We start from the raw sequence: 21,426 nt of genomic DNA, 5'->3' as shown, positions 1-21,426 counted from the left end.
ATGAACTGTCATCTCACGGCCCGCGCCTTGTCCTGCGCGCTCGCCGCCAGTCCTCTTGCCGTTTCCACATTGGCGCATGCCGAAGCCGGCCAGCCGTCCGCAGGTGGCGCTACCGTCGACCTCAACGAGACGACCGTCACGGCAGGCAGCCAGCGGGGCTTTGCGGCCAGCACGGCGCAGGTTGGGGCGTTCCGCGGCATGGCGTTGCGCGACATTCCTGCCACCGTGAACGTGGTCACGCGCGAGGCGCTCGACGCGCAGCAGGACACGTCGCTGTACGACGCCCTGCGCAATACGGCGGGCGTGACGCGCCAGCAGCTTTCGGGCGAAACCTTCGACAACCTGGCCATCCGCGGCGTGACGCTGGAGAACCGCACCAACTTCCGCTTCAACGGCTCGATGCCGATGGCAGCACTCACGGCGATCCCGCTGGAAGACAAGGAACGCGTGGAGGTGCTGAAAGGCGTATCGGCGCTGTATTACGGCTACACGACGCCGGGCGGCGTGGTCAATCTCGTGACCAAGAGGGCGGGCAACACGCCGGTGACGACGCTCGGCATGCGGTTCGACAGCAACGGCACCGTCGTCGGCACGCTCGACGTCGGGCGCCGCTTCGGTGAAGACAATCAGTACGGCATCCGCTTCAACGCGGCGGGCGGCTCGCTGCAGTCGCCGACGAGCGGCATTGACGGCACGCGGCAGCTTGCCGCCGTGGCTTTCGACTGGAAGGTCAACAGCCGCCTGAGCCTGAAGGCCGACGTGGAATACTCGCGCAAGGTCATCACGGAGCAATCGGTGGTGACGCTGCCTGCTGCCAAGAACGGCGTCATCACATTGCCCACCATGCCCGACCCGGCCAAACGCATTTCACCGGGGTGGGCCGACTTTGACGGCAACAACACCAACGCGTTGCTGCGTGCCGATTACGTGTTGGCCGATACCTGGCTGCTGACGGTGGAGGGCGGCATGTCGGAGACGGCGCGCACGCGGGCGTTCTCCGAATTTCGCCTCACCAACGCGGTGACGGGCGCGGGCACAGTCTCTGGCCAGCGTCAGAGCGGTCGCTGGAATACCAGCCACGTGCGGGTGGATGTTTCCGGCACCGAGAAGACGGGTTGGATCACGCACGACCTGACCTTTGGCGTTGCGCGATCCGACATGCGCCAGGCGGCCGTGTACTCGGACCGCTTCTCCGGCGCGCAGAATCTGTACAACCCGGTCGACCTCGGCTGGTTGCCGACCACGGGCACGGGCTTCACCGCCGAGCAGCGCGCCGTGGATACGGGCGTCTACGCGCTGGATCGCATGACGCTGTCGCAGCACTGGCAGGTGATCGCCGGCCTGCGCTACACGCGCTACACCAGCGAGCAGGCGCCCAATCGCTACGAGGCCAGCAAGACCACGCCGCTGGGAGCGGTCATCTACAAGTTCACGCCGGCGCTGTCGGCATACGCGTCGTACGCACAGGGCCTCGAAGCCGGTGCGCGCGCGCCCAACACGGCCGCCAACGCCAATGTGGCCATGCCGCCTGCACTGTCGGAACAGAAGGAGGTGGGCGTGCGCTACGAGACGCCGGCCGGCACACAGCTCGCTGCTGCCGTGTACGACATCGACCGTGCGGCGAGCTACACCAACGACGCGAACGTCTTCGTGCAAGACGGGCGCGAGCGCATTCGCGGTATCGAGCTGACTGCCCAGGGCCGCGTCACCAAGGACCTGTCGCTGCTGGCCTCCGCCGGCTGGACGGACGCGAAGTTCCGTGGTGTCGGTAACGGCCTCGACGGAAAAACGCCGGAGAACACGCCGCGCAGCACCGCCAGTGTCTTTGCGGAATACACGCTGCCGATGCTGCGTTCGGTCTCGTTCAATGCAGGCGCCTATTACCTTGGCCCGCGCCCTGTGAATGACGCCAACCAAGCGGAGCTGGGCGGCACGACGCTCTTCAGTGCAGGCGTGCGCTACGTGACACGCATCTCAGGCAAGCGCGCAACGCTGCAATTCAATGTCGACAACCTGACCGACAAGCGCTACTGGGCGGGCGCCGGCAACAACCGTCTGTCGATGGGCGCGCCGCGGCTCTTCAAGCTCGGCATGAAGATTGATTTGTGATGCGCGTCAGCCGCCGGCGGCTTTCTTTACTGCGCCCAGCACATCCATCGGCAGCGGAAAGACAATCGTCGAACTTCTGTCACCGGCGATCTGTGTGAGTGTCTGGAGATAGCGCAACTGGATTGCCTCGGGCTGCTGGGCCAGCATGCGTGCGGCTTCGAGCAGCTTTTCCGATGCCTGCAGCTCGCCTTCCGCGTGGATGACCTTGGCGCGGCGTTCGCGCTCGGCCTCGGCCTGCCGGGCGATGGCGCGGATCATCGATTCGTTCAGGTCAACGTGTTTGATCTCCACGTTCGCGATCTTGATGCCCCAAGGGTCGGTCTGGATGTCGAGCACCTTCTGGATGTCGAGATTGAGCTTTTCGCGCTCTGCCAGCATTTCGTCCAGTTCGTGCTTGCCGAGGATGGCGCGCAGCGTCGTCTGCGCAAGCTGACTCGTCGCCTCCAGGAAGTTGGCCACCTGGATGATGGCGCGTTCCGGGTCGACCACACGGAAATACACCACCGCATTGACCTTGACCGATACGTTGTCGTGCGAGATCACATCCTGCGGCGGCACGTCCATCACCACCGTGCGCAAGTCCACGCGCACCATCTGCTGGATGGCCGGCACGATGAGCACCAGCCCCGGCCCCTTCACGCGCCAGAAGCGGCCGAGCAGGAACACCACGCCGCGCTCGTACTCGCGCAGCACCCGGAACGAGGAGATGATCAGCAGCGCGGCCAGGAAGATCAGGCCGCCTGCGCTGAAGAAGCCGTAAAGCATTTTTCTTCTCCTTATGAAGACGCGGCGAGGGGGGCGACGGGTTCGACCATCAGTGTCAGCCCATGCCGGGCGATCACACGCACCTGATCGCCACGCGCAATGCCACCTTCGCAGCGCACGCGCCAGCGCTCGCCATGGATGCGCGCCCAGCCATCGTTGTCGGCATCGGCGTCCGGAGTATCGACGTCCACCACTTCGCCTGTCATGCCGATGAGCGTATCGCCGCCGGTCACGATCGGCCGCCGTCGTGCACGCACCGCCAAGCTGGAGAGCGCTAGAACAACGGTCAGGCTCACGAAGGCCAGTCCGATGATGAGCGGCAGCGGCACGCCAAAGCCCGGCGTTTGCGTGTCGATGAGCATCACTGCGCCCAGCACGAACGCAACGATGCCGCCCACGCCGAGCGCGCCGAACGTCGGGAGGAACGCTTCAGCAACCATGCAACCTAGGCCGAGCGCGATGAGGGCAAGGCCCGCGTAGTTGATCGGCAGCATCTGCAACCCGTAGAGCGCCACCACGATGCACACTGCGCCGAGGATGCCCGGCACAACCATGCCCGGCGTCGAGAACTCGAAGATGAGTGCATACACGCCCACCGTCAGCAGCAACAGCGCCAGGCTCGGATCGGTAATGACGCCGAGGAAGTGGTTGCGCCAGTCCGGCTCCAGCGTGACGATCGTGGCCTCTGCCGTATGCAGCATGACCACGCCGGCGGACGTGCGCACCGCGCGGCCGTCGACTTGCTTGAGCAGATCAGGAAGGCTTGCCGCAACAAGATCGATCACGTGCTGGCTCGCGGCTTCGGGCGCGTCGAGGCTCACGGCTTCACGCACGGCGCGCTCGGCCCATTCCCCATTGCGACCACGCAGTTGCGCCAGCCCGCGGATGTACGCCGCCGCGTCGTGCATCTGCTTGCGGGCGAGGGTGTCTTCGTTGCTGGAAGGGGCGATTGGCGCGCTGGCCGGTTTGGCACTGTCGCCGGGGCTGGGAGCGTGGCCGCCCATGCCGATCGCCACGGGAGACGCCGCACCCAGGTTCGTGGCGGGAGCCATCGCGGCAACGTGGCATGCATAGAGGATGTAGGTGCCCGCGCTCGCTGCCCGCGCGCCGCCGGGGGCCACGTAGCCTGCCACCGGCACGGGCGACGCAAGGATGGCCTGAATGATCTGGCGCATCGACGCATCGAGGCCGCCGGGCGTGTCCATCTGCAGCACCACAAGCTGCGCACCTTGAGCGCGCGCCTGTTGCAGGCCGCGGATCACATAGGCTGCGCTGGCGGGCCCGATGGCACCGGTGACAGGCAACACCACGACCGGCGCGGCTGCCACGGCAAGGCTGGTCCAGACCACGGCGATGACCGCTGCCAACCATCCTATCCAACGCCGCATCCGCAACGACGGTCGCATTCGCGCCTCCGTCCGGGATTGCCGCGGTTGTTGCCTGATCAGACCTGCGGCACGGTCCCGATATCCGCTTTCAGTTTAGGCGGCAATAGCCTCGCGCGCGGGTGCGCTTGGCGCTGGTTGCGGCTCGCTCAGCACCTGAACCAGCGCCTGTAGAGCGGGCCCTGCCATGTCGCGATGCCAGGCAAGCAGCGTGTCGACACGGCCCGGCTTTTCCAGCGCGTGGATGCTGATTTCCGGCGCGTTCGTGTACAGCTCAAGCACCGAGCGCGGCACCAGCGCCACGCCAATGCCTGCCGCCGCGCACGCGATGATGGCGTGGTACGAGCCAAGCTCCAGCACGCGCGACGGCGCCACGCCGTCTGCTGCAAACCAGTCTTCGATCAATTGCCGATAGGCGCAGCCGGGTTCGAACGCGAGCAGGCCGGCGGTCTGCACATCCGCAGCGCGGCGGATGGGCGGATGGGCGCGGTGAGCAATCAGCACCAGCTCTTCCGCAAAGGCCGGCAGCGTCGTCATTGCGGCGCGCGTGTTATTCAGGCACGCCGTCTCGGCAACGAACGCACAATCGACTTCAAAGTTCGACAGCGCCTGGAGCGACTGGCGCGTGGTCATCGTCACCAGTTCGAGCTGCACGCGCGGCCACCGCTGATGCAGCGTGGCGAGCAGGGCTGGAAGGCGGCTGGCCGCCGTGCTTTCCATCGAGGCAATGCGCAGGCGCCCGTGCGGCTCGCTCGGCTGCACAGCCTGGCGCGCTTCGGCAGCCAGGCGGAGGATGTCGTCGGCGTAGGTCAGCAAGGTCTGCCCGGCGGGCGTGAGCACCATGCGCTTGCTCTCGCGCACGAACAGTTGCACGCCAAGCGAGGTCTCGAGCTGGCGGATGCGCGTCGTCACATTCGACTGCACGCGATTCAACTGCTGGGCCGCCCGGGTGACGCCGCCTTCCCGCACCACCGTCCGAAAGATCTCCAGCGAGGACAGATCCATGATGTATCTCAAATGCTAATGGGTTCGTTCAATATAATTCATTTTTCAGGATGAGCGGCCTTGCGTACGATGAAGTGCCGATTTCCTCATCCGGGCCCTTCCATGGAGCACACGCTGTCGTCTACCTCTGCCTTGTCCGCCGCGCGTTTCCAGCGGGCCACCGCCTGGCGCGTGGCGATTGCGGGCATGGTGGCGCTGTCCGTGGCGATGGGCATCGGCCGCTTTGCCTTCACGCCGATCCTGCCAATGATGCTCCACGACGGCAGCCTGACGTTGGCGCAGGGCAGCTGGCTGGCAACCGGCAACTACCTGGGCTATTTCGTTGGCGCGCTGGCCTGCATGGCCGTGCGTGGCGACGCGGCGCGCCTCATCCGCATCGGTCTGGTTGCGACGGTGCTGCTCACTGCCGGAATGGGCGTCCTGCAAGGGCAGCCTGCGTGGCTTCTGCTGCGCTTTGCGGCCGGCATGGCCAGCGCGCTGGTGTTTGTCTTTACGGCGGGCTGGTGCCTTCATCGGCTGACCGAGCTGGGCCATGCGGCGCTCGGCGGCATCATCTTCTGTGGGCCGGGCCTTGGCATCGCTATTCCGGGCTTGGCGGCCAGCGGCATGGTGGCGCTGGGTTGGCACGCAACGTCGGCATGGATGGCGTTTGGCGTGCTGTCGGCGCTGCTCTCGACGGCCGTGTGGTCGACCGTCCGGCCTGAAGCGCATGCGCATGCCGCTCCGGCGCCGGCTCCATCCGGCACGGCACCCGGGCTGGATGCGCCTACCAGCGCGCTGACGATTGCCTACGGCCTGGCGGGCTTCGGCTACATCATCACCGCCACGTTCCTGCCCGTGATCGCGCGCAAGGTGCTGCCAGCAGGTTCGGTCTGGCCCGATCTGTTCTGGCCGATGTTCGGTGCGGGGGTAGCGCTCGGGGCGTTTCTTTCCACACGGATCAGCCTGGCGCGCGACAACCGATCGCTGCTGGCCACGGCCTACGCCATGCAAGCGGTTGCCGTGACCATCAGCATCGTCTGGCCGACGGTGGCGGGGCTGGCGCTTTCCAGCACGCTGCTCGGCCTGCCGTTCACCGCGATCACGCTGTTTGCCATGCGCGAGGCGCGCCGGCTCTGGCCGCATGCCGCGCCGCGTCTGATGGGGCTCATGACGGCCGTGTACGGCATCGGCCAGATCGTTGGGCCGCCGCTGGCGAACCGGTTGTTTGCGGCCACGGGCGGCTTCAATGCATCGCTGGCCGTGGCAGCGGTGTCGCTCGTGGCGGGTGTGGCGACCTTTCTTGTGGTCAAGCGGGCGGCCCCGGCACGTGCGTGATGCGCGGCATGTGAAGGCGCGTACAACGCGGTCAGCGCACCCGTTCTAGAATGCCTCCTCCATTGGAGGAGCCTCATGTCTTTTGCCTTGCGCCCCGATGCCGTTGCGCCCGGCGGCGAGATCAGCCAGGCCGAGCGCGCAGTGCGGGTCGACCTTGCTGCCGCGTACCGACTGGCCGCGCTCAACGGTTGGGACGATCTTGTCTACACCCATCTGTCGGCCACCGTGCCCGGCGAGCCCGATCACTTCCTGATCAACGCGTTCGGCCTCGCGTTCGACGAGATCACCGCATCCAACCTGGTCAAGATCAATGGCCGCGGCCAGCTTGTCGGCGATTGGCCCGATGCGGCTGCGCGTCCGTCCGTCAACGTGACGGGCTTTGCGTTGCACGCTGCCGTGCATGCCGCGCGGCCTGACGCGCAGTGCGTGATTCATCTGCATAACACGGCGGGCATTGCCGTGTCGGCGCAGAAGCGCGGGCTGCTGCCGCTGTCACAGCATGCGCTGCGGTTTCACCAACGCATTGCGTATCACGATTACGAAGGGCTTGCCTTTACGCCGGAAGAGGGCGCGCGTCTCACCGCATCGCTTGGCAATTATTTCGCCATGCTGCTGCGCAATCACGGCACGCTCACCATCGGCCGTACCGTGGCCGAGGCGCATGTGCTGATGGCCACGCTCATCAAGGCATGCGAGATCCAGATTCAGGCGCTTGCTGGCGGCGAGGTCGTCTCGCCCGCGCCGCAAGTGGCAGATCGCGCGGCAGAACAGCTTGAAGATGGCGGCGCCATTGAAGGCGTGATCGAGTGGCCGGCGCTCTTGCGCAAACTGGATAAAATCGACGCTTCATACCGTGACTGAGGCGACTGACACATCCGCCGCGACTGTCAAAGCGATTCACTAAATAGGGGACACCATGCCGACTTTCCATATTGAGATGTTCGAGGGCCGCAGCGTTGAGCAGAAGCGCAAGCTCGTCGAAGAAGTGACGCGCGTCACGTGTGAATCGCTGGGCTGCGCGCCGGGCGCCGTCGACATCATCATCACCGACATCAAGCGCGAAAATTGGGCCACCGGCGGCGTGCTGTGGTCCGAACAGAAGTAACCTGTCTTCCACTCACATTTGCCGGCCCGCCATGCAGCCCATGCAGCATTTCGCCTCAGACAACTACGCGGGCTTCTGCCCGGAGTCTCTGAAGTATTTCCTGGAGGCCAACGGCAGCGGCCACGAGCCTGCCTATGGCGATGATTCCTGGACGCAGCGCGTGTGCGACCGCATCCGCGATCTGTTCGAAACCGATTGCGAAGTCTTCTTCGTCTTCAACGGCACGGCAGCCAATTCGCTGGCGCTGTCGTCGCTGTGCCAGTCGTATCACTCCGTGATTTGCCACGAGCTGGCGCACATCGAGACGGACGAATGTGGCGGCCCGGAGTTCTTCTCCAACGGCTCCAAGCTGCTGACCGCCAAGGGCGAGAACGGCAAGCTCACGCCGGATGCGATTGAAGCCCTGGTCACGCGGCGCTCCGATATTCACTACCCGAAGCCCAAGGTCGTTTCGCTGACGCAGTCGACGGAAGTCGGCACCGTCTACACCGTCGACGAGGTGCGCGCGATTGCCGCGATTGCCAAGCGCCGGCAGTTGCGCGTGCACATGGACGGCGCGCGTTTTGCGAATGCGGTGGCGTCGCTCGGCGTGCATCCGTCGGAGATCACCTGGCGCGCAGGCGTGGATGTCCTGTGCTTTGGCGGCACGAAGAACGGTCTGCCGGTCGGCGAGGCGGTGGTCTTCTTCGATCGTCGCCTGGCGGAGGACTTTGCCTATCGCGTCAAGCAGGCAGGGCAACTGGCCTCGAAGATGCGGTTCATCTCGGCACCGTGGCTGGGTTTGCTTGAGAACGACGTATGGCTGCGCAACGCGCGTCACGGCAATGCGATGGCGCAGCTTCTGCATGCGCGCATTGCCGATGTGCCGGGCGTGCGCATCATGTTCCCGACCGAATCGAACGCCGTGTTCGCTGAGCTGCCGCTACCCGCCATCGAGGCGCTGCGCGCACGCGGCTGGCGTTTCTACACATTCATTGGTGCCGGCGGCTGCCGCCTGATGTGTTCGTGGGACGTGGAGCCCGAGACGGTGGAAGCCTTTGCCGCCGACATCCGCGCAGCCTGTGAGCAAGCTGTCTAACGCATCTCTCTGCCATGAGCTCCGACTACCGCTTCTGCCCTCAATGCGCCACGCCGCTCGTCGAGCAGCACAACGCCGGCCGCTTGCGCATCGCATGTCCGATGCCGGACTGCGGTTTTGTCCACTGGAACAATCCGCTGCCGGTCCTGGCGGCGGTGGTCGAGTATCGCGGGCAGATGTTCCTTGCGCGCAACGCGCTATGGCCTGAAGGCATGTTTGCCCTTGTCACCGGCTTTCTGGAGCGCGATGAAACGCCTGAAGAAGGCATTGCCCGCGAACTGAAGGAAGAGACGAACTTGGACGCACAATCGATCTCGCTGATCGGTGTGTATGAGTTCATCCGCAAGAATGAGCTGATCATTGCGTACCACGTGGTGGCCGATGGCGAAATCGCGCTGTCGGAAGAACTCGTCGAGTACCGTCTGAAGCCGTTTGAGAAAGTCCGTCCGTGGACGGCCGGCACCGGGTATGCCGTTGCTGATTTCCTGACCGCGCGCGGCCTGCCCGTCAGCTACATCGACATCCGTACCGGCGAACCGGCCGAGCCGCCGCCGCGCCAGTGGCAGCCCACGCGGCTCGTTACAATCCCGGAATGACTGATGCGAGCGGCACTGCGCCGCTTGCCCGTACCACTGAGGAAGACATGGAGTTTCAGAAGGAAATCGACGCGCGCGGCCTGAATTGCCCGCTGCCCATCCTGCGCACGAAGAAGGCGCTTGCCGACATGCAAAGCGGCGACGTGCTCAAGATTCTTGCCACTGACCCCGGCGCCACGCGGGACTTCCAGGCATTCGCCAAGCAAACCGGCAACGAGCTGCTGGAGCACAGCGAGCAGGACAAAGTGTTCACGTTCTACATGCGCCGCCGCTGATCGGGTAGGGCGTTCAATGAAAACGGGGCGATCCGGTTTGGCCGGATCGCCCCGTTTTCATTGGCTGCGGATCGTTTCGCGAATTGGCGTGGCTTACTTGCGGGCTTCCATCGCCATGCGCAGCGCCAGACTGGTCAGCACGGTGCCCATCAGGTAGCGCTGAACCGACAGCCAGCTCGGCTTGCGCGAGAGGAACGCGGCGATGCTGCCCGCCGTCGCGGCGATCATCGAATTGACGGTCACGCTCACGCAGATCTGTGTGAGCCCCAGGCAGACCGACTGCACCAGCACGCTGCCATGCGCCGGCTCGATGAACTGCGGCAGCAGCGACAGATAGAGCACTGCCACCTTGGGGTTGAGCATGCTGGTCAGCAAGCCCATCGTGTACAGCTTGCGCGGGCTGTCCACAGGCAGCTCCCGCACCTGGAATGGCGCGCGGCCACCCGGGCGCACGGCTTGCCAGGCCAGATACAGCAGGTAGATCGCGCCGCCAAAGCGCAGCGCATCGTAGGCAAACGGCACGGCCATCAGCAAGGCTGTGATGCCGAATGCCGCGCACAGCATGTAGAAGACAAAGCCCGTGGCGATGCCCGCCAGCGACACCAGCCCGGCGTTGCGCCCCTGGCAGATCGAACGGGAGATCAGATAGATCATGTTCGGGCCGGGCGTCAGCACCATGCCGAGAGCAACCAGGGCAAAGGTGAGCAGGTTGGTGAGGGTAGGCATAGCGGGCTCGATGTCAGCGGCAAGGACGAAGAGCTTGCAGGCTAGCACCCGTCGCCAATCGCCCAACAGGTACAGAAAATCACAAATTTCAGCGATTCTGTATTGGTCCTCATACGGACTGCGCGACGACTGGATGACGTACGCGGCGTACAGCGCACAAAAAATTGTCTGTTACATCCTTAACGCGGATTGTCACAGCCTGCAGCCAAGTGCGGCATAGAGTGGAAACAAGGTTCGGCATGTCCGGACGCTTTAAGGGAGCACTCCATGCAAAAAGCTAAGTTCCTGATGTCATTGATGCTGGCTGTATCGGCACTCGCTCCGCTGGCCGGCCATGCGCAAGACCGCGATCACCGCTGGGACCGCGACCGCCACGACGAACGTGTCGACATGGATCGCCGCGCCGATCGCGAAATGGCCCACCGGTGGAATCGGGGTGAGCGCATTCCGCCTGAATACCGCGATCGCCAATACATCATCGACGACTGGCGCGAGCATCGTCTTTCGCCACCCCCGCGTGGCTATCACTGGGTCGGCGTGGACGGCGGCTACTACCTGGTGAGGCCGGATGGTCTCGTCTTCAATGTGACGATCGGCGGTTAGGACATCCCTCCGCTGCGTGAAAAACCCGCGACTGCGAAAGCGTCGCGGGTTTTTCATTTTTTGGTGAGAGCGGGCTTCTGGGATAGGGTGCCTTACAGAATGCTGAACGATCGGCGGCCGCGCGCCATGCATACGTCATCGGCGTTGTTAAAGGTATGCCTAAACCATTCCATCCCCCACCCCCTGATCCCCCATGCACCTGCATTTCCTCCTTCCCGCCGTGCTGTTCATGGCGCTGCCTGCTCATGCCGAGCTCCTCATCAGCGAATACGTAGAAGGCAGCTCGAACAACAAGGCCATTGAAATCTACAACCCGGACGCCGCAGAGGCCGATCTGTCGGTCTACAAGATCGAGCAGTACAACAACGGCGGCAGTACGCCTACCGCCTCGTTCTCACTCTCAGGCAGGTTGGCGCCGGGTTCCGTGCATGTGATGGCTCACAGCACGCTGGCCAGCGTGCTCGGCACCCGCGTCAACCAGACTGCGGCGTTCTCCTTCAACGGCGACGACGCGCTGGCGCTGACGCGTTCCGGCGTCGTTGTGGATCGCATCGGCCAGGTCGGCTATCAACCCCCGTCCGGCTTCTGGGGTACCGCCAGCGCCGGCACCAAGGACCACACCCTGCGCCGCAAGGGCACGGTAAAGCAGGGCGACGCGGACATCTCCGCTGCGTTTGATCCGTCCGTGCAGTGGGATGCATTCAACGTCGACGACTTTTCCGACCTGGGCCTCTACAACGGGCAGGGCACGGTCACACCACCGCCTGCCATGGCGACGTGCGGCGCGCCTGCCACGCATCTGGCAGATGTTCAGGGCGGGGCGACGACGTCGCCGCTGGCTGGGCAGAACGTCGAGATCGAAGCGGTCGTGACCGCCGACTACAGCGGTGCCAACGGCTTCAGCGGCTTCTTCGTGCAGCAGCCGGACACCCAGCGCCGCAAGCTGCCCGGCGTGTCCGAAGGACTCTTCATCTACGCCCCCGGGGTGATGGCACGCGCGGGCGACTTGGTTCACCTGGTCGGCAAGGTTGAGGAAAAGTACGGCCAGACCCAACTGACGCTCGCTACCAACGGCATGGCCAGTTGCGGCAGCGGCTACAACGTGACACCGGTCGACGTGACGCTTCCCGTGGCCGAAGCCCGCACGCTGTCGGCGTACGAGGGGATGCTCGTGCGCCTGCCGCAGACGCTGACGGTGAGCGAAACGTACGAGTTGGGGCGCTATGGCAGCGTCCTGCTCAGCAACGGGCGCCTGCCATTGCCGACAAACGTGGCGCCTCCCGCGAATGGCGCGGCGGCGCAGGCCGCGGCCAATGCGCTGAACCGCATCGTGCTCGACGATGGCTCCAACCAGCAGAATCCCGGCAGCGTGCGGTACCCGACGCCGGGCTTGTCGGCGACCAACCCCCTGCGCGCCGGCTATACGGTCAGCGGTGTGCGGGGCGTGCTGGAAAAGCGCTACAACGCGTGGCGTCTGCAGCCGGTGCCGGGGGCCGCCGCGCCGGCATTCAATGCCGCCGCCAATTCACGCGCAGGGGCGCCCGCACGGCACGCTCAGGCGGACGTGCGGGTAGCTTCCTTCAACGTGCTGAATTACTTCAACGGCGACGGAAAGGGCGCCGGCTTCGACGATCCGAACAACCGAGGGGCAAAGACGCAGGCCGAGTTCGAGCGGCAGGAAGCCAAGATTGTTGCGGCGATCCGCGCGCTCGATGCCGATGTGGTTGGCCTGATGGAAATCGAGAATGACGGCTACGGTGAACTCAGCGCCATCCGCCGCCTAACAAGCCAGCTTGGCGCCGACTGGCGCTACGTCGATCCTGGCGTGCCGAAGCTGGGCAGCGATGCGATCACGGTGGCGATGGTCTACAACAGCCGCACCGTGCAGCCCGTCGGCGTGCCGGCGACGCTGGCTATCGACGACAAGAACCGCCAGCCGCTGGCGCGCAGCTTCCGCCGCGTGGGTGGCGCGCAGAACTTCACCGTGGTGGTGAATCACCTCAAGTCCAAGGGCTGCACAGGTGCCACCGGCAAGGATGCCGACCAGGGCGACGGCCAGAGCTGCTGGAACCCAACGCGCGTGCGCGCTGCCGCGCTGATCGCCGATTGGCTGGCAACCGCTCCGACTGGCGTGTCCGACGTAGGCAAGCTGCTCATCGGTGACCTCAACAGCTATGCCAAGGAAGACCCCGTCTTGCTGCTTGCCGACAAGGGATATGCCGACATGGTGGAGAAGTTCGTCGGCAAGGATGCCTACAGCTACGTCTACGGCGGCGAATCCGGCTACATCGACCATGCGCTTGCCACCTCCGGCTTGGCTGAGCGTGTACGCGCCGTGCACGAGTGGCATATCAACGCCGACGAACCGATTGCGCTGGAATACTCGTTCGCCTACAAGAGCGCCGAGCAGCAACAGACGTTCTACGCTCCGGATGCATATCGCTCCTCGGATCACGATCCGGTGCTCGTTGACCTCGCACTCAACACGCAGGCGGCCGGTGGGGGCACGGCTCCTGAAAGCGATGTTGCTACGGGGAGCGGCGCTGGCAGTGCCGGGGCATCGGGTGCGGGTGCGGTGGATCCCCTTGTGGGGCTTGTGCTAGGAGTCGGTGTGGTGGCCCTGGTGCGGCGTCGCGCGTGGCACGCCTGAGCATCCCGGCTCTTCGCCGTCCAGCGTGGTGGTCGCGCGGCCGAGTGCATCCTGGGTTTCTTGCGGTCGCGCTGCTGATGCTCGCCTTGCAGGCCGGCGGCGCCACCGTCGCGGATGCGCTGCGCTACGAACGCGCCTCCATCGCGTCTGGTGAAGTCTGGCGGCTGGTCTCCGGGCACTTCGTCCATTTCACCTGGGCGCATTGCCTGCTCAATGTCGGTGGTCTCGTCGTGCTGGCGGTCATTCTTCCCGCGTCGCTATGCGTGTGGCGCTGCTGCCTGTGGCTTGCGGCGTCGATCGGTTTCGTGCTTTTTTTCGCGTTGCCCGGGCTGCAGCACTATGCCGGGTTCTCGGGCATCGCATGCGGTCTGGCCGTGGTCGCCTTGCTGCCACGTGCGCGTGGCGAGCCGATTGCAGCCCTCGTACTGCTTGCGTTCGTGGCACGGGCGCTCTGGCAGTGGCTGGACACGGGCAACGCCGATGTGATGGCATGGTTGGGCGCGCCGCCGCTTGCGGCTGCGCATCTGGCCGGGTTGGCGGCGGGCGCGCTACTGCTTTGCATCGAGCGCCAGACATCCGTTTGAGCACCCCGACCGTCGACGTTCCCGGGGATGCGAGTAGCGAGAAGCCGATCCGCAAACCGGCCTAACGAGCAACGCGCCCATCGCCAAATCGGGTGCCTGAAGACGGTACGCTCACCCATCAGAAGACGGTCGTGTCAGGCTTTCACTCGCCCGTCCACGCGCCCGGCAGTTGAACTTTCCAGTGCTCCAGGCTTTGGACTGAATTAAGCTTCTGAATTGGCAAGATCGGTAACATCGCGAGTGCGACGCGCCGATGCAATCGATTCCGATATGGCGACTGGGGATGATGTGAACAATGTAGCGGCGGCGGTGCGCGCGCTGATCCTGGGCGTATGGCTGGGCTTGATGTCCGCCGGCAGCCACGCGGCCGCGACCTCGCTGTTCACGCCCGAGGAGCACGCGTGGATCGCCGCGCATCCGGTTGTTCGCACCTGCGTCGACGAGCACTGGCGTCCGTTCGAGTTTGTCGATGCAGGCAAGGTGGTCGGGATTGTCCCGTCGTTTCTCGACGCAGTTTCCGAACTCAGCGGCCTGCGCTTCGAATACGTCGACGGCGCATGCTGGAAAGGGTCGGTCGCGGCATTGAAGTCCGGCACGGTCGACATGTTGCCCGATTGGAGCAAGGACGAAGAAGCGGCACCGGGCCGCGAAGGCTTTCTTGCGACGCCGCCGTACTACGTCGGGACCATCGTAATCATCACGGCCGAGCGTGAAAACCTCTTTGCCGGTTTCGCACAGTTGGGTGGCAAGCGCGTGGCAGTCAAAGGCGGCGGCGGTCTTGAACTGGCCATCCGCCACGGCGGCGTGCCGTTGACCGTGCTGACGTTCCAGGAGGAGTCCGACGCGCTGGAGGCTGTCGCCGACGGGCAAGCCGATGCAGCGCTCGGCACGGATGCGTCGATCCTCCCGCAACTGCAGCGCCGATTCAAGGGCCGGCTCTTTCTCTCTGGCAGCATCTGGGACCGGCCTTATGCCCTTGCCATGGTGACGCGCGAGGACAACGCCGTGCTCGCCTCGATTCTGGGCAAATCGCTGACTTCCATTTCGGCGTCGGACGCTGATGCCATCCGCCATCGGTGGCAGGAAACGACCGACTATGGTGCGCCTTCACTCGCCTCGATCCTGCATTACCGGTGGCGACAGGTCGCTTTGGTCGCAGGTGTGATGCTGGCCTTCGCGATGCTGGCGTACGTGCTTTGGCGCGCGCGCATAGCCGCCGTCCGCAGCGAGCGCGACAAGGCGATGTTCTTGGCATTCATCAGCCACGAGATCCGCACGCCCATGCACACGATCCTCTCGTCGCTGGAACTGCTGCAGCGCTCGCAGTTGACGGGGCAACAGGCCAGTCGCGCCGATGCAGCGATCTCAGCGTCCGAGACCCTGTTGGCGCTGCTCGATGATGTTCTTGAATACTCGCGCCTCGAATCCCGCAGTGTCCAACTTGCGCCCAGGCCAACCGTGATCGGATCATGGGCCCAACAGACGCTCGACATGGTCCGTTGGCGTGCGGACGAAAAGCATCTGGCCTTGTCCCTTGACGTGGCATGCCCGCCGGGCTTCAGCGCGGACATCGACGCCACGCGCGTGCGGCAGATCGTTCTGAATCTGTTGGTGAATGCGATCAAGTTTACGGACGTCGGCAAGGTGGTCTTGCGCATCGACTACCTGGGAGGAAAGCATCCTGGTGCCGGTACGCTGGTGCTCGAAGTCCGGGACACGGGCATGGGCATTCCTCCCGAGCGCCAACGCAACATCTTTGACCCGTACGCGCGTGTGGAAAGCCCGGGCAATCGCGGGGCGAGCGGCAGCGGACTCGGCCTGGCCATTTGCCGCGAACTGGTCGACCTGATGAAGGGCGCGATCACAGTCAGCAGCAGCCCGGAGGTCGGCACCGTGTTCACCGTCATGCTGCCCACTGGAGCGCCGCAGACACGTGCGGCCTCGCAGCAGACGCCGCTGGAGAGCGCTGCGGCGCCAAGGCGCGGCCACAAGCCGAGAGCCGATATGCCGTTGCCGCAGGCACAGGAAGGACCGCTCGTGCTCGTCGTCGATGATCACGAGGCGGTGCAGCACGCGATCCAGCATCAGTTGGACGCACTGGCGTGCAGGTCGACCGTCGCCGGAACAGGGGAGGTGGCGCTCGATATGTTCGGGGCGACGGCGTTCGACATGGTGCTGCTCGACTGCAACCTGCCGGGCATCGACGGATACGCCGTCGCCCGGCGCATGCGCGAGATCGAGCAGCAGCGCGCGGCGACACGCACGCCGATCATCGCCATTTCCGCTGCGACAGACGACGCGCACCGCGCCCAGTGCTTTGACAGCGGCATGGACGGCGTTCTGTCAAAGCCGCTGCGCCTTGCCGCCTTGCGCGAGATGATCGAGCTATGGTGCGCGCACGGCGACGATGCGTCGGGTGCCATGCCTGCGGAGCACGACCCACCCTCGGCGGGGTTGGAGGCCATCTACCGCGACACCCTGCAGGCAGATATGGAGACGCTCCGGCTTGCACTGCGTGATCATGACGTCGGATTGGCACGCCACGCCGCACACCGGATCAGGGGTGCCGCAGCGGTGGTCGGACATTCTCGCACGCGCGACGTGGCCGCCGAGATCGAGCGCCGGCTTTCGTCCACAGCGGGCGGTGCGCAACCGGGCACTGACGAACTGTTTGCAGAGTTGCTGTCTTTGAACCCGCCCAACGCGGCCGCTGGTGAAAACGGTGCCAGCGTGAGCGACGCCCAGCGGTAAAGCCTGCGCGTCGTTTCGTCGTCGCGGGTTCGGCGCTCACGGCAGCGCTTCTGTTGGGGCAGAGATCTTGTATTCAGCACGGCAATCCAATCGTGCTCCCTTTGAATCCCGCCGAACCGCTCATGTAACGGGTGGTGAGCGTTGCCCCGGTTGCTGCGTCCTAGGCGATATCGAGCGCCTCCCACGCTTCCCACTCAGAGGCGTTATTCCAAGAAATGCACCAATCTCGCACGCTTTTCAGAGCAGTCTGATATTGCGTGGCACCCTGGGTTGGAATACTTGCGCCTGCCTTCTTCGATAGGCATTTGTTCTCGACCAAGTCCCAGCACTGAACGCTGCGGTCTCAATCAAAAGGGTAAGTCAATGAAAGCGAAATTGTTCGTGGCGGGCGCCGCCATGTCTGTGCTGTCTTCCGTCGCAATGGCGCAGACGACGCCGACCACGGTGGATGGCGTCATCAACTTCCAAGGCTCGATTGTCAATGACACCTGCAAGGTTTCGTCGGCCACGGGTGATGCAGGCACCATCAACGTCAACATGGGCACCATTGCCGCCGACGACGTAGGCACGCTTGCCGCACCGAAGCGCCTGACGAACGGCGCTGGCGCGGCCAACTTTGACGTGGTCTGCAAGACGGGCGCCAAGGTCAGCATGAAGTTTGCAGGCAAGACCGCAGAACTCAGCGCTGACAAGAAAACGCTGCGCGTCAACAATGGCAACACCGCTGCCGGCTTCGCCCAGGGCGTGAGCATTGCCGTGTACGAAGGTACTGGCGCGAGCGCAAGTGCGTTCGACCTGAGCAGCGGTGACCTCCTGGCACAAACCGATGTGCCGGCAAGCGGCGGTACGCTCAACGTCCGCTTTGCCGCTGCTTACGTGGCTGCCGATCCGACCAAGATCAAGCCCGGTATTGCCAACGCAAGCCTGCCGTTCACGCTGAGCTACCAATAAGCCAAGTGCCAGCCAGTCCGGCTGGCTTCAATCGGCAGCGGAACTTCATCTGCTGCCGTCTCTTTCTCTTCACAGGCACTTCCGGATATGAAAGCAAAACGAATCGCCGCTGGCGCGGCGTTGGCGTGCGCGTTGGCTGCGTCCGCAAGTCACGCCAGTATTTCCTTGAGTACCACGCGGGTGATCTTTGAGGGCAAAAACAAAGAAAGCTCCGTGGTGGTCAGCAATGAGGGCGCTGATGTGCTGATCCAGTCGTGGCTGGATCCACTCGATGATGCGGCCGATACACAGCTTCCGTTCGCCATCACGCCGCCTTTGGCCAAGGTGGGTTCTAAACAGCAGCAACTGCTGCGCGTGCTGTATGAGGGTGTGGGCATGCCTGCCGATCGCGAGTCAGCGTTCTGGCTGAACGTGCAAGAGATTCCTCAGGCAGCCAGCAGCGAAAATGTACTGCAGCTGGCCGTGCGCCAGCGCATCAAAGTGTTCTATCGACCCGCTGGTCTCGGTGGCGATCCTCAGAAGGCCACAGCGGGCCTGCAATGGCAGCTCAACCAGGACGCGGGGAAAGCCATGCTGCGTCTGAGCAACCCGAGTCTGTATCACGTCACCGTGGTGGATGCCAAGCTGCACGCAGGCGGCACGGACGAACCGGTTGTCGATGCCAACATGATTGCTCCCGGTGCCACGCTGGTACTGCCCGTGAAGCTGCCGACTGGCTCCGCCGCTGCACCGGAGGTGCGCTACGAAGTCATCAATGACTACGGCGGCCGCGAGAGCTATCGCGTCGTCCTCCGCGGCAACCAACTGAGCACACCGGTTCCCGCCGGCAACTGATCGAGCTGATGGATTCGATCTCTCCACCCTCATGGGTTGGAGCAGCCCGCACCCCTCCGTAGCGGAGCTTGCCTATGTGACACCCCCGATTCTCAAAGCCAGAAGCGAGCATTGCGATGTCTAAACGCCCGACCACCAAACGGTTTCCCAGAAAGATCGATGGAAAAGCGCTTGCCGCTCGTCCGAGCGCGACCCCAATGTATCTGGCTTTGTGTGTGGCGATGTTCAACAGCGCGCGCGCCGCAGAGGGTGATGTGCTTGTTGCGCACGCTGCCCCAACACTGCTCGCGTTCAATACGAACTTTCTTCACGGACAGGGCCGACCTACAGACCTGAGTGCCGTTCTGTCTTCGGGCAGCAGCGTTCCGCCCGGCACATACCGCGTCGAGGTGCAAGTCAATGGCGATCTGGTCGGACGTCGCGACATTGACTTCCATCAGAATGGCGCCGAAGGCAAATTGCGTCCGTGCCTGACCGCTCAACTGTTGCTGGATTTTGGCGTCAACCTTAGTGCCATCACGCCGCCGCTGGATCGCTACAGCCCGGCGTGCCTGGACTTGCCGCAGTTGATGGAGCAGGCCGCGGTCGACTTCGACGCCGGCCGGCTCCGGCTCAACCTGAGCATTCCGCAGGCATTTCTGTCGCGTGCTGCGCGTGGCTACGTGGATCCCGCCTTATGGGATGAAGGTGTCACCGCTGGGTATGTCAATTATCAGTTCAGTGGTAACTACGGCCATGGCCGTATCGGTCCCGACAGCAGCAGCTATTACTTTGGCCTGCAGAACGGCGTGAACATCGGCCGCTGGCGACTGCGTAACGAGTCGTCGCTGAGCGGTAGCAACGATGGTCAGACGCGCTTCAAGAGCAACCGGACGTTAGTGCAGCGCGACCTTGATGCGATCAAGGGCCAGCTGACGCTGGGCGAGCAATATTCCGACGCAACACTGTTTGACAGCGTGCGTTTTCGCGGCGTGCAAGTGGGCTCGGACGACGCCATGCTGCCCGATAGCGAACGCGGGTATGCGCCCGTCATCCGAGGGCAGGCGGCCACCAATGCGGTCGTGGAAGTCCGTCAGAGCGGCTACGTGCTCTACCGCGCGAACGTGCCGCCCGGTCCGTTCCAACTGACCGATATCTTTCCCTCCGGCTCCAATGGTGACCTCGAAATTACGATCATCGAGGCCGATGGCACCAAGCGAGTGACTCATCAAGCGTTCTCCAGCTTGCCGCTGATGCTTCGCAAGGGCCGATTGAAGTACAACTTCGCGGCGGGCAAGTACAACGGTGACCAGGACACATCGCCAAACCTAGTCAGTGGGTCGCTGGTCTACGGCTTGACCGACAACAGCACGGTGGCAGGAGGTTTCCAGGCTTCGCGCGACTTCCAGGCCGTCAACGTGGGCGCCGGTACAAACACGCCAATCGGCGCGCTATCAGTTGACATCACGCAATCGAGCAGCCGCGCACAGGGCAAGCGTGATATTGGTCAGAGCGTGCGAATCCTGTACGCCAAGACCTTTACGCGGACCAACACCAACTTCACCCTGGCGGCTTATCGTTACTCGACGTCGGGCTATCGTACGTTCAACGATCACGTCAACGATCTGAGCAATGCGACGGGCATCCCATCTGGCCGTAGCCGCTCGCGCATCGACCTGACGACGAGCCAGGACCTCGGAGGCCCCGAGCGCAGGTATGGCAGCGTCTACCTGAACGTCAGCCAGCAGACCTATTGGAATCAGGAGGGGGCCAGCCGCAGCGTCAGCGTCGGCTACGGCAACAATTGGCGCCAGCTTAGCTACAACCTGAGCCTGAGCCAGACCAAAGATACGCGCTTTGGCGGCTATGGCAACAACACTCAGGTCATGTTGACGATGTCGATTCCGTTGGGCGGCAAGCTGCATTCGCCGCGTGCCTATACCAACGTAAGCAAAGACAGCAACGGCGGCACCAACATCCAAAGCGGGCTGAATGGGTTCCTCAGCGAGCGGACGTCGTATGCGATGCAGGCCGGCTATACCAGCCGCGGGCGGGGCGCCACGGGGGGCGCCAGCATCACGCACGACGCCGATGCGGGCCAGCTTTCGGCCAACGTCAATGTCGCACGGGATTACCAATCCGCCAGCGTGAGTGCCATGGGCGCGGTCGTGGTGCATGGCGGCGGCGTCAACATGAGCCGCACGGTGGGCGACACCTTTGCGCTGATGAAGATGGACGGCCTCAAGGGCACAGATGTGCGTACCGATCGCGGTGCCGCGGTTGGGCGTAACGGTTACGCGGTGGTGACCTATGCACAGCCGTACCGCTTGAACGCTTTGCGTCCTGACACGCATAACCTGGGCGCGGACGTAGAACTCGAAGATACCGTCAAGCAGGTGGTGCCGCGCCGCGGCGCCATCGTGCAGGCGACCTTCAAGGGCTACAGCGGTCGCCGCGCGCAGTTCATGCTTGAACAGGCTGACGGCAAGCCGGTGCCTTTCGGGGCCAGCGTGAAGGACTCGCAAACCGGCAAACAGTTGGGTATCGCGGACCCGAGCGGCAAGGCATTTGTGCTGCTCCCGCAGGATCAGGGCACGTTGGCGGTGAAATGGAAGGAGGGGCAGTGTCAAGCGCCCTATGCGCTGCCTAAAGCGCAAGGCGCGCTCAACTACCAGCGACAGACCTTGCGGTGCCGATAGCTTTCCGCAAGTTC

18 protein-coding genes are annotated in these 21,426 nt (G+C 64.1%); 14 read left to right on the top strand and 4 right to left on the bottom strand.

What is annotated here, in order from left to right; genetic code table 11:
• Complete coding sequence (locus ACEN9T_RS20465; RefSeq protein WP_413706893.1) at positions 1 to 2,109, top strand: TonB-dependent siderophore receptor; 2,109 nt, start codon at positions 1 to 3, stop codon at positions 2,107 to 2,109.
• A gap of 6 nt (positions 2,110 to 2,115) precedes the next feature.
• On the opposite strand, the gene ACEN9T_RS20460 is transcribed toward ACEN9T_RS20465, so the two are convergent.
• The 3 genes from ACEN9T_RS20460 to ACEN9T_RS20450 all read right to left on the bottom strand — a co-directional run bounded on the left by ACEN9T_RS20460 (position 2,116) and on the right by ACEN9T_RS20450 (position 5,264).
• The gene (locus ACEN9T_RS20460; RefSeq protein ID WP_413706892.1) at positions 2,116 to 2,874 is read right to left on the bottom strand and encodes a slipin family protein; all 759 of its coding nucleotides are present in this window, start codon (positions 2,872 to 2,874) and stop codon (positions 2,116 to 2,118) included.
• 11 nt (positions 2,875 to 2,885) lie between these two features.
• Positions 2,886 to 4,280: an NfeD family protein gene (locus tag ACEN9T_RS20455; RefSeq protein ID WP_413706891.1), complete on the bottom strand. Its 1,395-nt coding sequence runs from the start codon at positions 4,278 to 4,280 to the stop codon at positions 2,886 to 2,888.
• Between the two features lie 75 nt (positions 4,281 to 4,355).
• On the bottom strand, positions 4,356 to 5,264 hold the full coding sequence (locus tag ACEN9T_RS20450) for a LysR family transcriptional regulator (RefSeq protein ID WP_092971704.1): 909 nt from the start codon (positions 5,262 to 5,264) through the stop codon (positions 4,356 to 4,358).
• A 102-nt stretch (positions 5,265 to 5,366) separates the two neighbouring features.
• On the opposite strand from ACEN9T_RS20450, the gene ACEN9T_RS20445 reads away from it, so the two are divergent.
• From ACEN9T_RS20445 to ACEN9T_RS20420, 6 genes are all read left to right on the top strand, one after another.
• Complete coding sequence (locus ACEN9T_RS20445; RefSeq protein WP_413706890.1) at positions 5,367 to 6,581, top strand: YbfB/YjiJ family MFS transporter; 1,215 nt, start codon at positions 5,367 to 5,369, stop codon at positions 6,579 to 6,581.
• A gap of 75 nt (positions 6,582 to 6,656) precedes the next feature.
• Entirely contained in the window at positions 6,657 to 7,442 is a 786-nt protein-coding gene (locus ACEN9T_RS20440) for a class II aldolase/adducin family protein (protein WP_413706889.1), read from the top strand.
• A gap of 55 nt (positions 7,443 to 7,497) precedes the next feature.
• On the top strand, positions 7,498 to 7,686 hold the full coding sequence (locus tag ACEN9T_RS20435) for a 4-oxalocrotonate tautomerase (protein WP_004629375.1): 189 nt from the start codon (positions 7,498 to 7,500) through the stop codon (positions 7,684 to 7,686).
• Positions 7,687 to 7,726: 40 nt separating this feature from the next.
• Positions 7,727 to 8,764 (top strand): threonine aldolase family protein, encoded by a 1,038-nt coding sequence (locus tag ACEN9T_RS20430; RefSeq protein WP_413708490.1) that lies wholly within the window; start codon positions 7,727 to 7,729, stop codon positions 8,762 to 8,764.
• Between the two features lie 14 nt (positions 8,765 to 8,778).
• Complete coding sequence (locus ACEN9T_RS20425) at positions 8,779 to 9,360, top strand: NUDIX domain-containing protein (RefSeq protein ID WP_413706888.1); 582 nt, start codon at positions 8,779 to 8,781, stop codon at positions 9,358 to 9,360.
• A 47-nt stretch (positions 9,361 to 9,407) separates the two neighbouring features.
• On the top strand, positions 9,408 to 9,635 hold the full coding sequence (locus ACEN9T_RS20420) for a sulfurtransferase TusA family protein (RefSeq protein ID WP_024976289.1): 228 nt from the start codon (positions 9,408 to 9,410) through the stop codon (positions 9,633 to 9,635).
• 93 nt (positions 9,636 to 9,728) lie between these two features.
• Here ACEN9T_RS20420 and ACEN9T_RS20415 read toward each other — a convergent pair whose 3' ends face one another.
• Positions 9,729 to 10,361 (bottom strand): LysE family translocator, encoded by a 633-nt coding sequence (locus ACEN9T_RS20415; RefSeq protein ID WP_253536640.1) that lies wholly within the window; start codon positions 10,359 to 10,361, stop codon positions 9,729 to 9,731.
• Between the two features lie 267 nt (positions 10,362 to 10,628).
• Between ACEN9T_RS20415 and ACEN9T_RS20410 the strand changes: the two genes are divergently transcribed.
• From ACEN9T_RS20410 to ACEN9T_RS20380, 7 genes are all read left to right on the top strand, one after another.
• Positions 10,629 to 10,964, top strand: a complete 336-nt coding sequence (locus ACEN9T_RS20410; protein ID WP_413706887.1) for an RcnB family protein — start codon at positions 10,629 to 10,631, stop codon at positions 10,962 to 10,964.
• 193 nt (positions 10,965 to 11,157) lie between these two features.
• A complete protein-coding gene (locus tag ACEN9T_RS20405) occupies positions 11,158 to 13,614 on the top strand; it encodes an ExeM/NucH family extracellular endonuclease (RefSeq protein ID WP_413706886.1) in 2,457 nt (818 codons plus the stop codon).
• A gap of 77 nt (positions 13,615 to 13,691) precedes the next feature.
• A complete protein-coding gene (gene rrtA / locus ACEN9T_RS20400) occupies positions 13,692 to 14,198 on the top strand; it encodes a rhombosortase (RefSeq protein ID WP_092971889.1) in 507 nt (168 codons plus the stop codon).
• A 270-nt stretch (positions 14,199 to 14,468) separates the two neighbouring features.
• The gene (locus ACEN9T_RS20395; RefSeq protein WP_217649355.1) at positions 14,469 to 16,949 is read left to right on the top strand and encodes an ATP-binding protein; all 2,481 of its coding nucleotides are present in this window, start codon (positions 14,469 to 14,471) and stop codon (positions 16,947 to 16,949) included.
• Between the two features lie 363 nt (positions 16,950 to 17,312).
• Complete coding sequence (locus ACEN9T_RS20390) at positions 17,313 to 17,900, top strand: fimbrial protein (protein WP_092971697.1); 588 nt, start codon at positions 17,313 to 17,315, stop codon at positions 17,898 to 17,900.
• Positions 17,901 to 18,113: 213 nt separating this feature from the next.
• On the top strand, positions 18,114 to 18,734 hold the full coding sequence (locus ACEN9T_RS20385; protein WP_413706885.1) for a molecular chaperone: 621 nt from the start codon (positions 18,114 to 18,116) through the stop codon (positions 18,732 to 18,734).
• Positions 18,735 to 18,931: 197 nt separating this feature from the next.
• Complete coding sequence (locus ACEN9T_RS20380) at positions 18,932 to 21,412, top strand: fimbria/pilus outer membrane usher protein (RefSeq protein WP_413706884.1); 2,481 nt, start codon at positions 18,932 to 18,934, stop codon at positions 21,410 to 21,412.
• Positions 21,413 to 21,426 lie beyond the last annotated feature (14 nt).

Source organism: Ralstonia sp. Ralssp110, assembly GCF_047325135.1.
In the GTDB taxonomy this organism is placed as follows: Bacteria; Pseudomonadota; Gammaproteobacteria; order Burkholderiales; family Burkholderiaceae; genus Ralstonia; species Ralstonia mojiangensis.
This window is presented reverse-complemented; position numbering and strand designations above follow the sequence as displayed.

Excerpts from the sequence above, each read along its gene's own strand:
- ACEN9T_RS20465 (WP_413706893.1), top strand. The coding sequence starts at position 1 with ATGAACTGTCATCTCACGGCCCGCGCCTTGTCCTGCGCGCTCGCCGCC.
- ACEN9T_RS20460 (WP_413706892.1), bottom strand. The coding sequence starts at position 2,874 with ATGCTTTACGGCTTCTTCAGCGCAGGCGGCCTGATCTTCCTGGCCGCG.
- ACEN9T_RS20455 (WP_413706891.1), bottom strand. The coding sequence starts at position 4,280 with ATGCGACCGTCGTTGCGGATGCGGCGTTGGATAGGATGGTTGGCAGCG.
- ACEN9T_RS20450 (WP_092971704.1), bottom strand. The coding sequence starts at position 5,264 with ATGGATCTGTCCTCGCTGGAGATCTTTCGGACGGTGGTGCGGGAAGGC.
- ACEN9T_RS20445 (WP_413706890.1), top strand. The coding sequence starts at position 5,367 with ATGGAGCACACGCTGTCGTCTACCTCTGCCTTGTCCGCCGCGCGTTTC.
- ACEN9T_RS20440 (WP_413706889.1), top strand. The coding sequence starts at position 6,657 with ATGTCTTTTGCCTTGCGCCCCGATGCCGTTGCGCCCGGCGGCGAGATC.
- ACEN9T_RS20435 (WP_004629375.1), top strand. The coding sequence starts at position 7,498 with ATGCCGACTTTCCATATTGAGATGTTCGAGGGCCGCAGCGTTGAGCAG.
- ACEN9T_RS20430 (WP_413708490.1), top strand. The coding sequence starts at position 7,727 with ATGCAGCATTTCGCCTCAGACAACTACGCGGGCTTCTGCCCGGAGTCT.
- ACEN9T_RS20425 (WP_413706888.1), top strand. The coding sequence starts at position 8,779 with ATGAGCTCCGACTACCGCTTCTGCCCTCAATGCGCCACGCCGCTCGTC.
- ACEN9T_RS20420 (WP_024976289.1), top strand. The coding sequence starts at position 9,408 with ATGGAGTTTCAGAAGGAAATCGACGCGCGCGGCCTGAATTGCCCGCTG.
- ACEN9T_RS20415 (WP_253536640.1), bottom strand. The coding sequence starts at position 10,361 with ATGCCTACCCTCACCAACCTGCTCACCTTTGCCCTGGTTGCTCTCGGC.
- ACEN9T_RS20410 (WP_413706887.1), top strand. The coding sequence starts at position 10,629 with ATGCAAAAAGCTAAGTTCCTGATGTCATTGATGCTGGCTGTATCGGCA.
- ACEN9T_RS20405 (WP_413706886.1), top strand. The coding sequence starts at position 11,158 with ATGCACCTGCATTTCCTCCTTCCCGCCGTGCTGTTCATGGCGCTGCCT.
- rrtA (WP_092971889.1), top strand. The coding sequence starts at position 13,692 with ATGCTCGCCTTGCAGGCCGGCGGCGCCACCGTCGCGGATGCGCTGCGC.
- ACEN9T_RS20395 (WP_217649355.1), top strand. The coding sequence starts at position 14,469 with ATGGCGACTGGGGATGATGTGAACAATGTAGCGGCGGCGGTGCGCGCG.
- ACEN9T_RS20390 (WP_092971697.1), top strand. The coding sequence starts at position 17,313 with ATGAAAGCGAAATTGTTCGTGGCGGGCGCCGCCATGTCTGTGCTGTCT.
- ACEN9T_RS20380 (WP_413706884.1), top strand. The coding sequence starts at position 18,932 with ATGTATCTGGCTTTGTGTGTGGCGATGTTCAACAGCGCGCGCGCCGCA.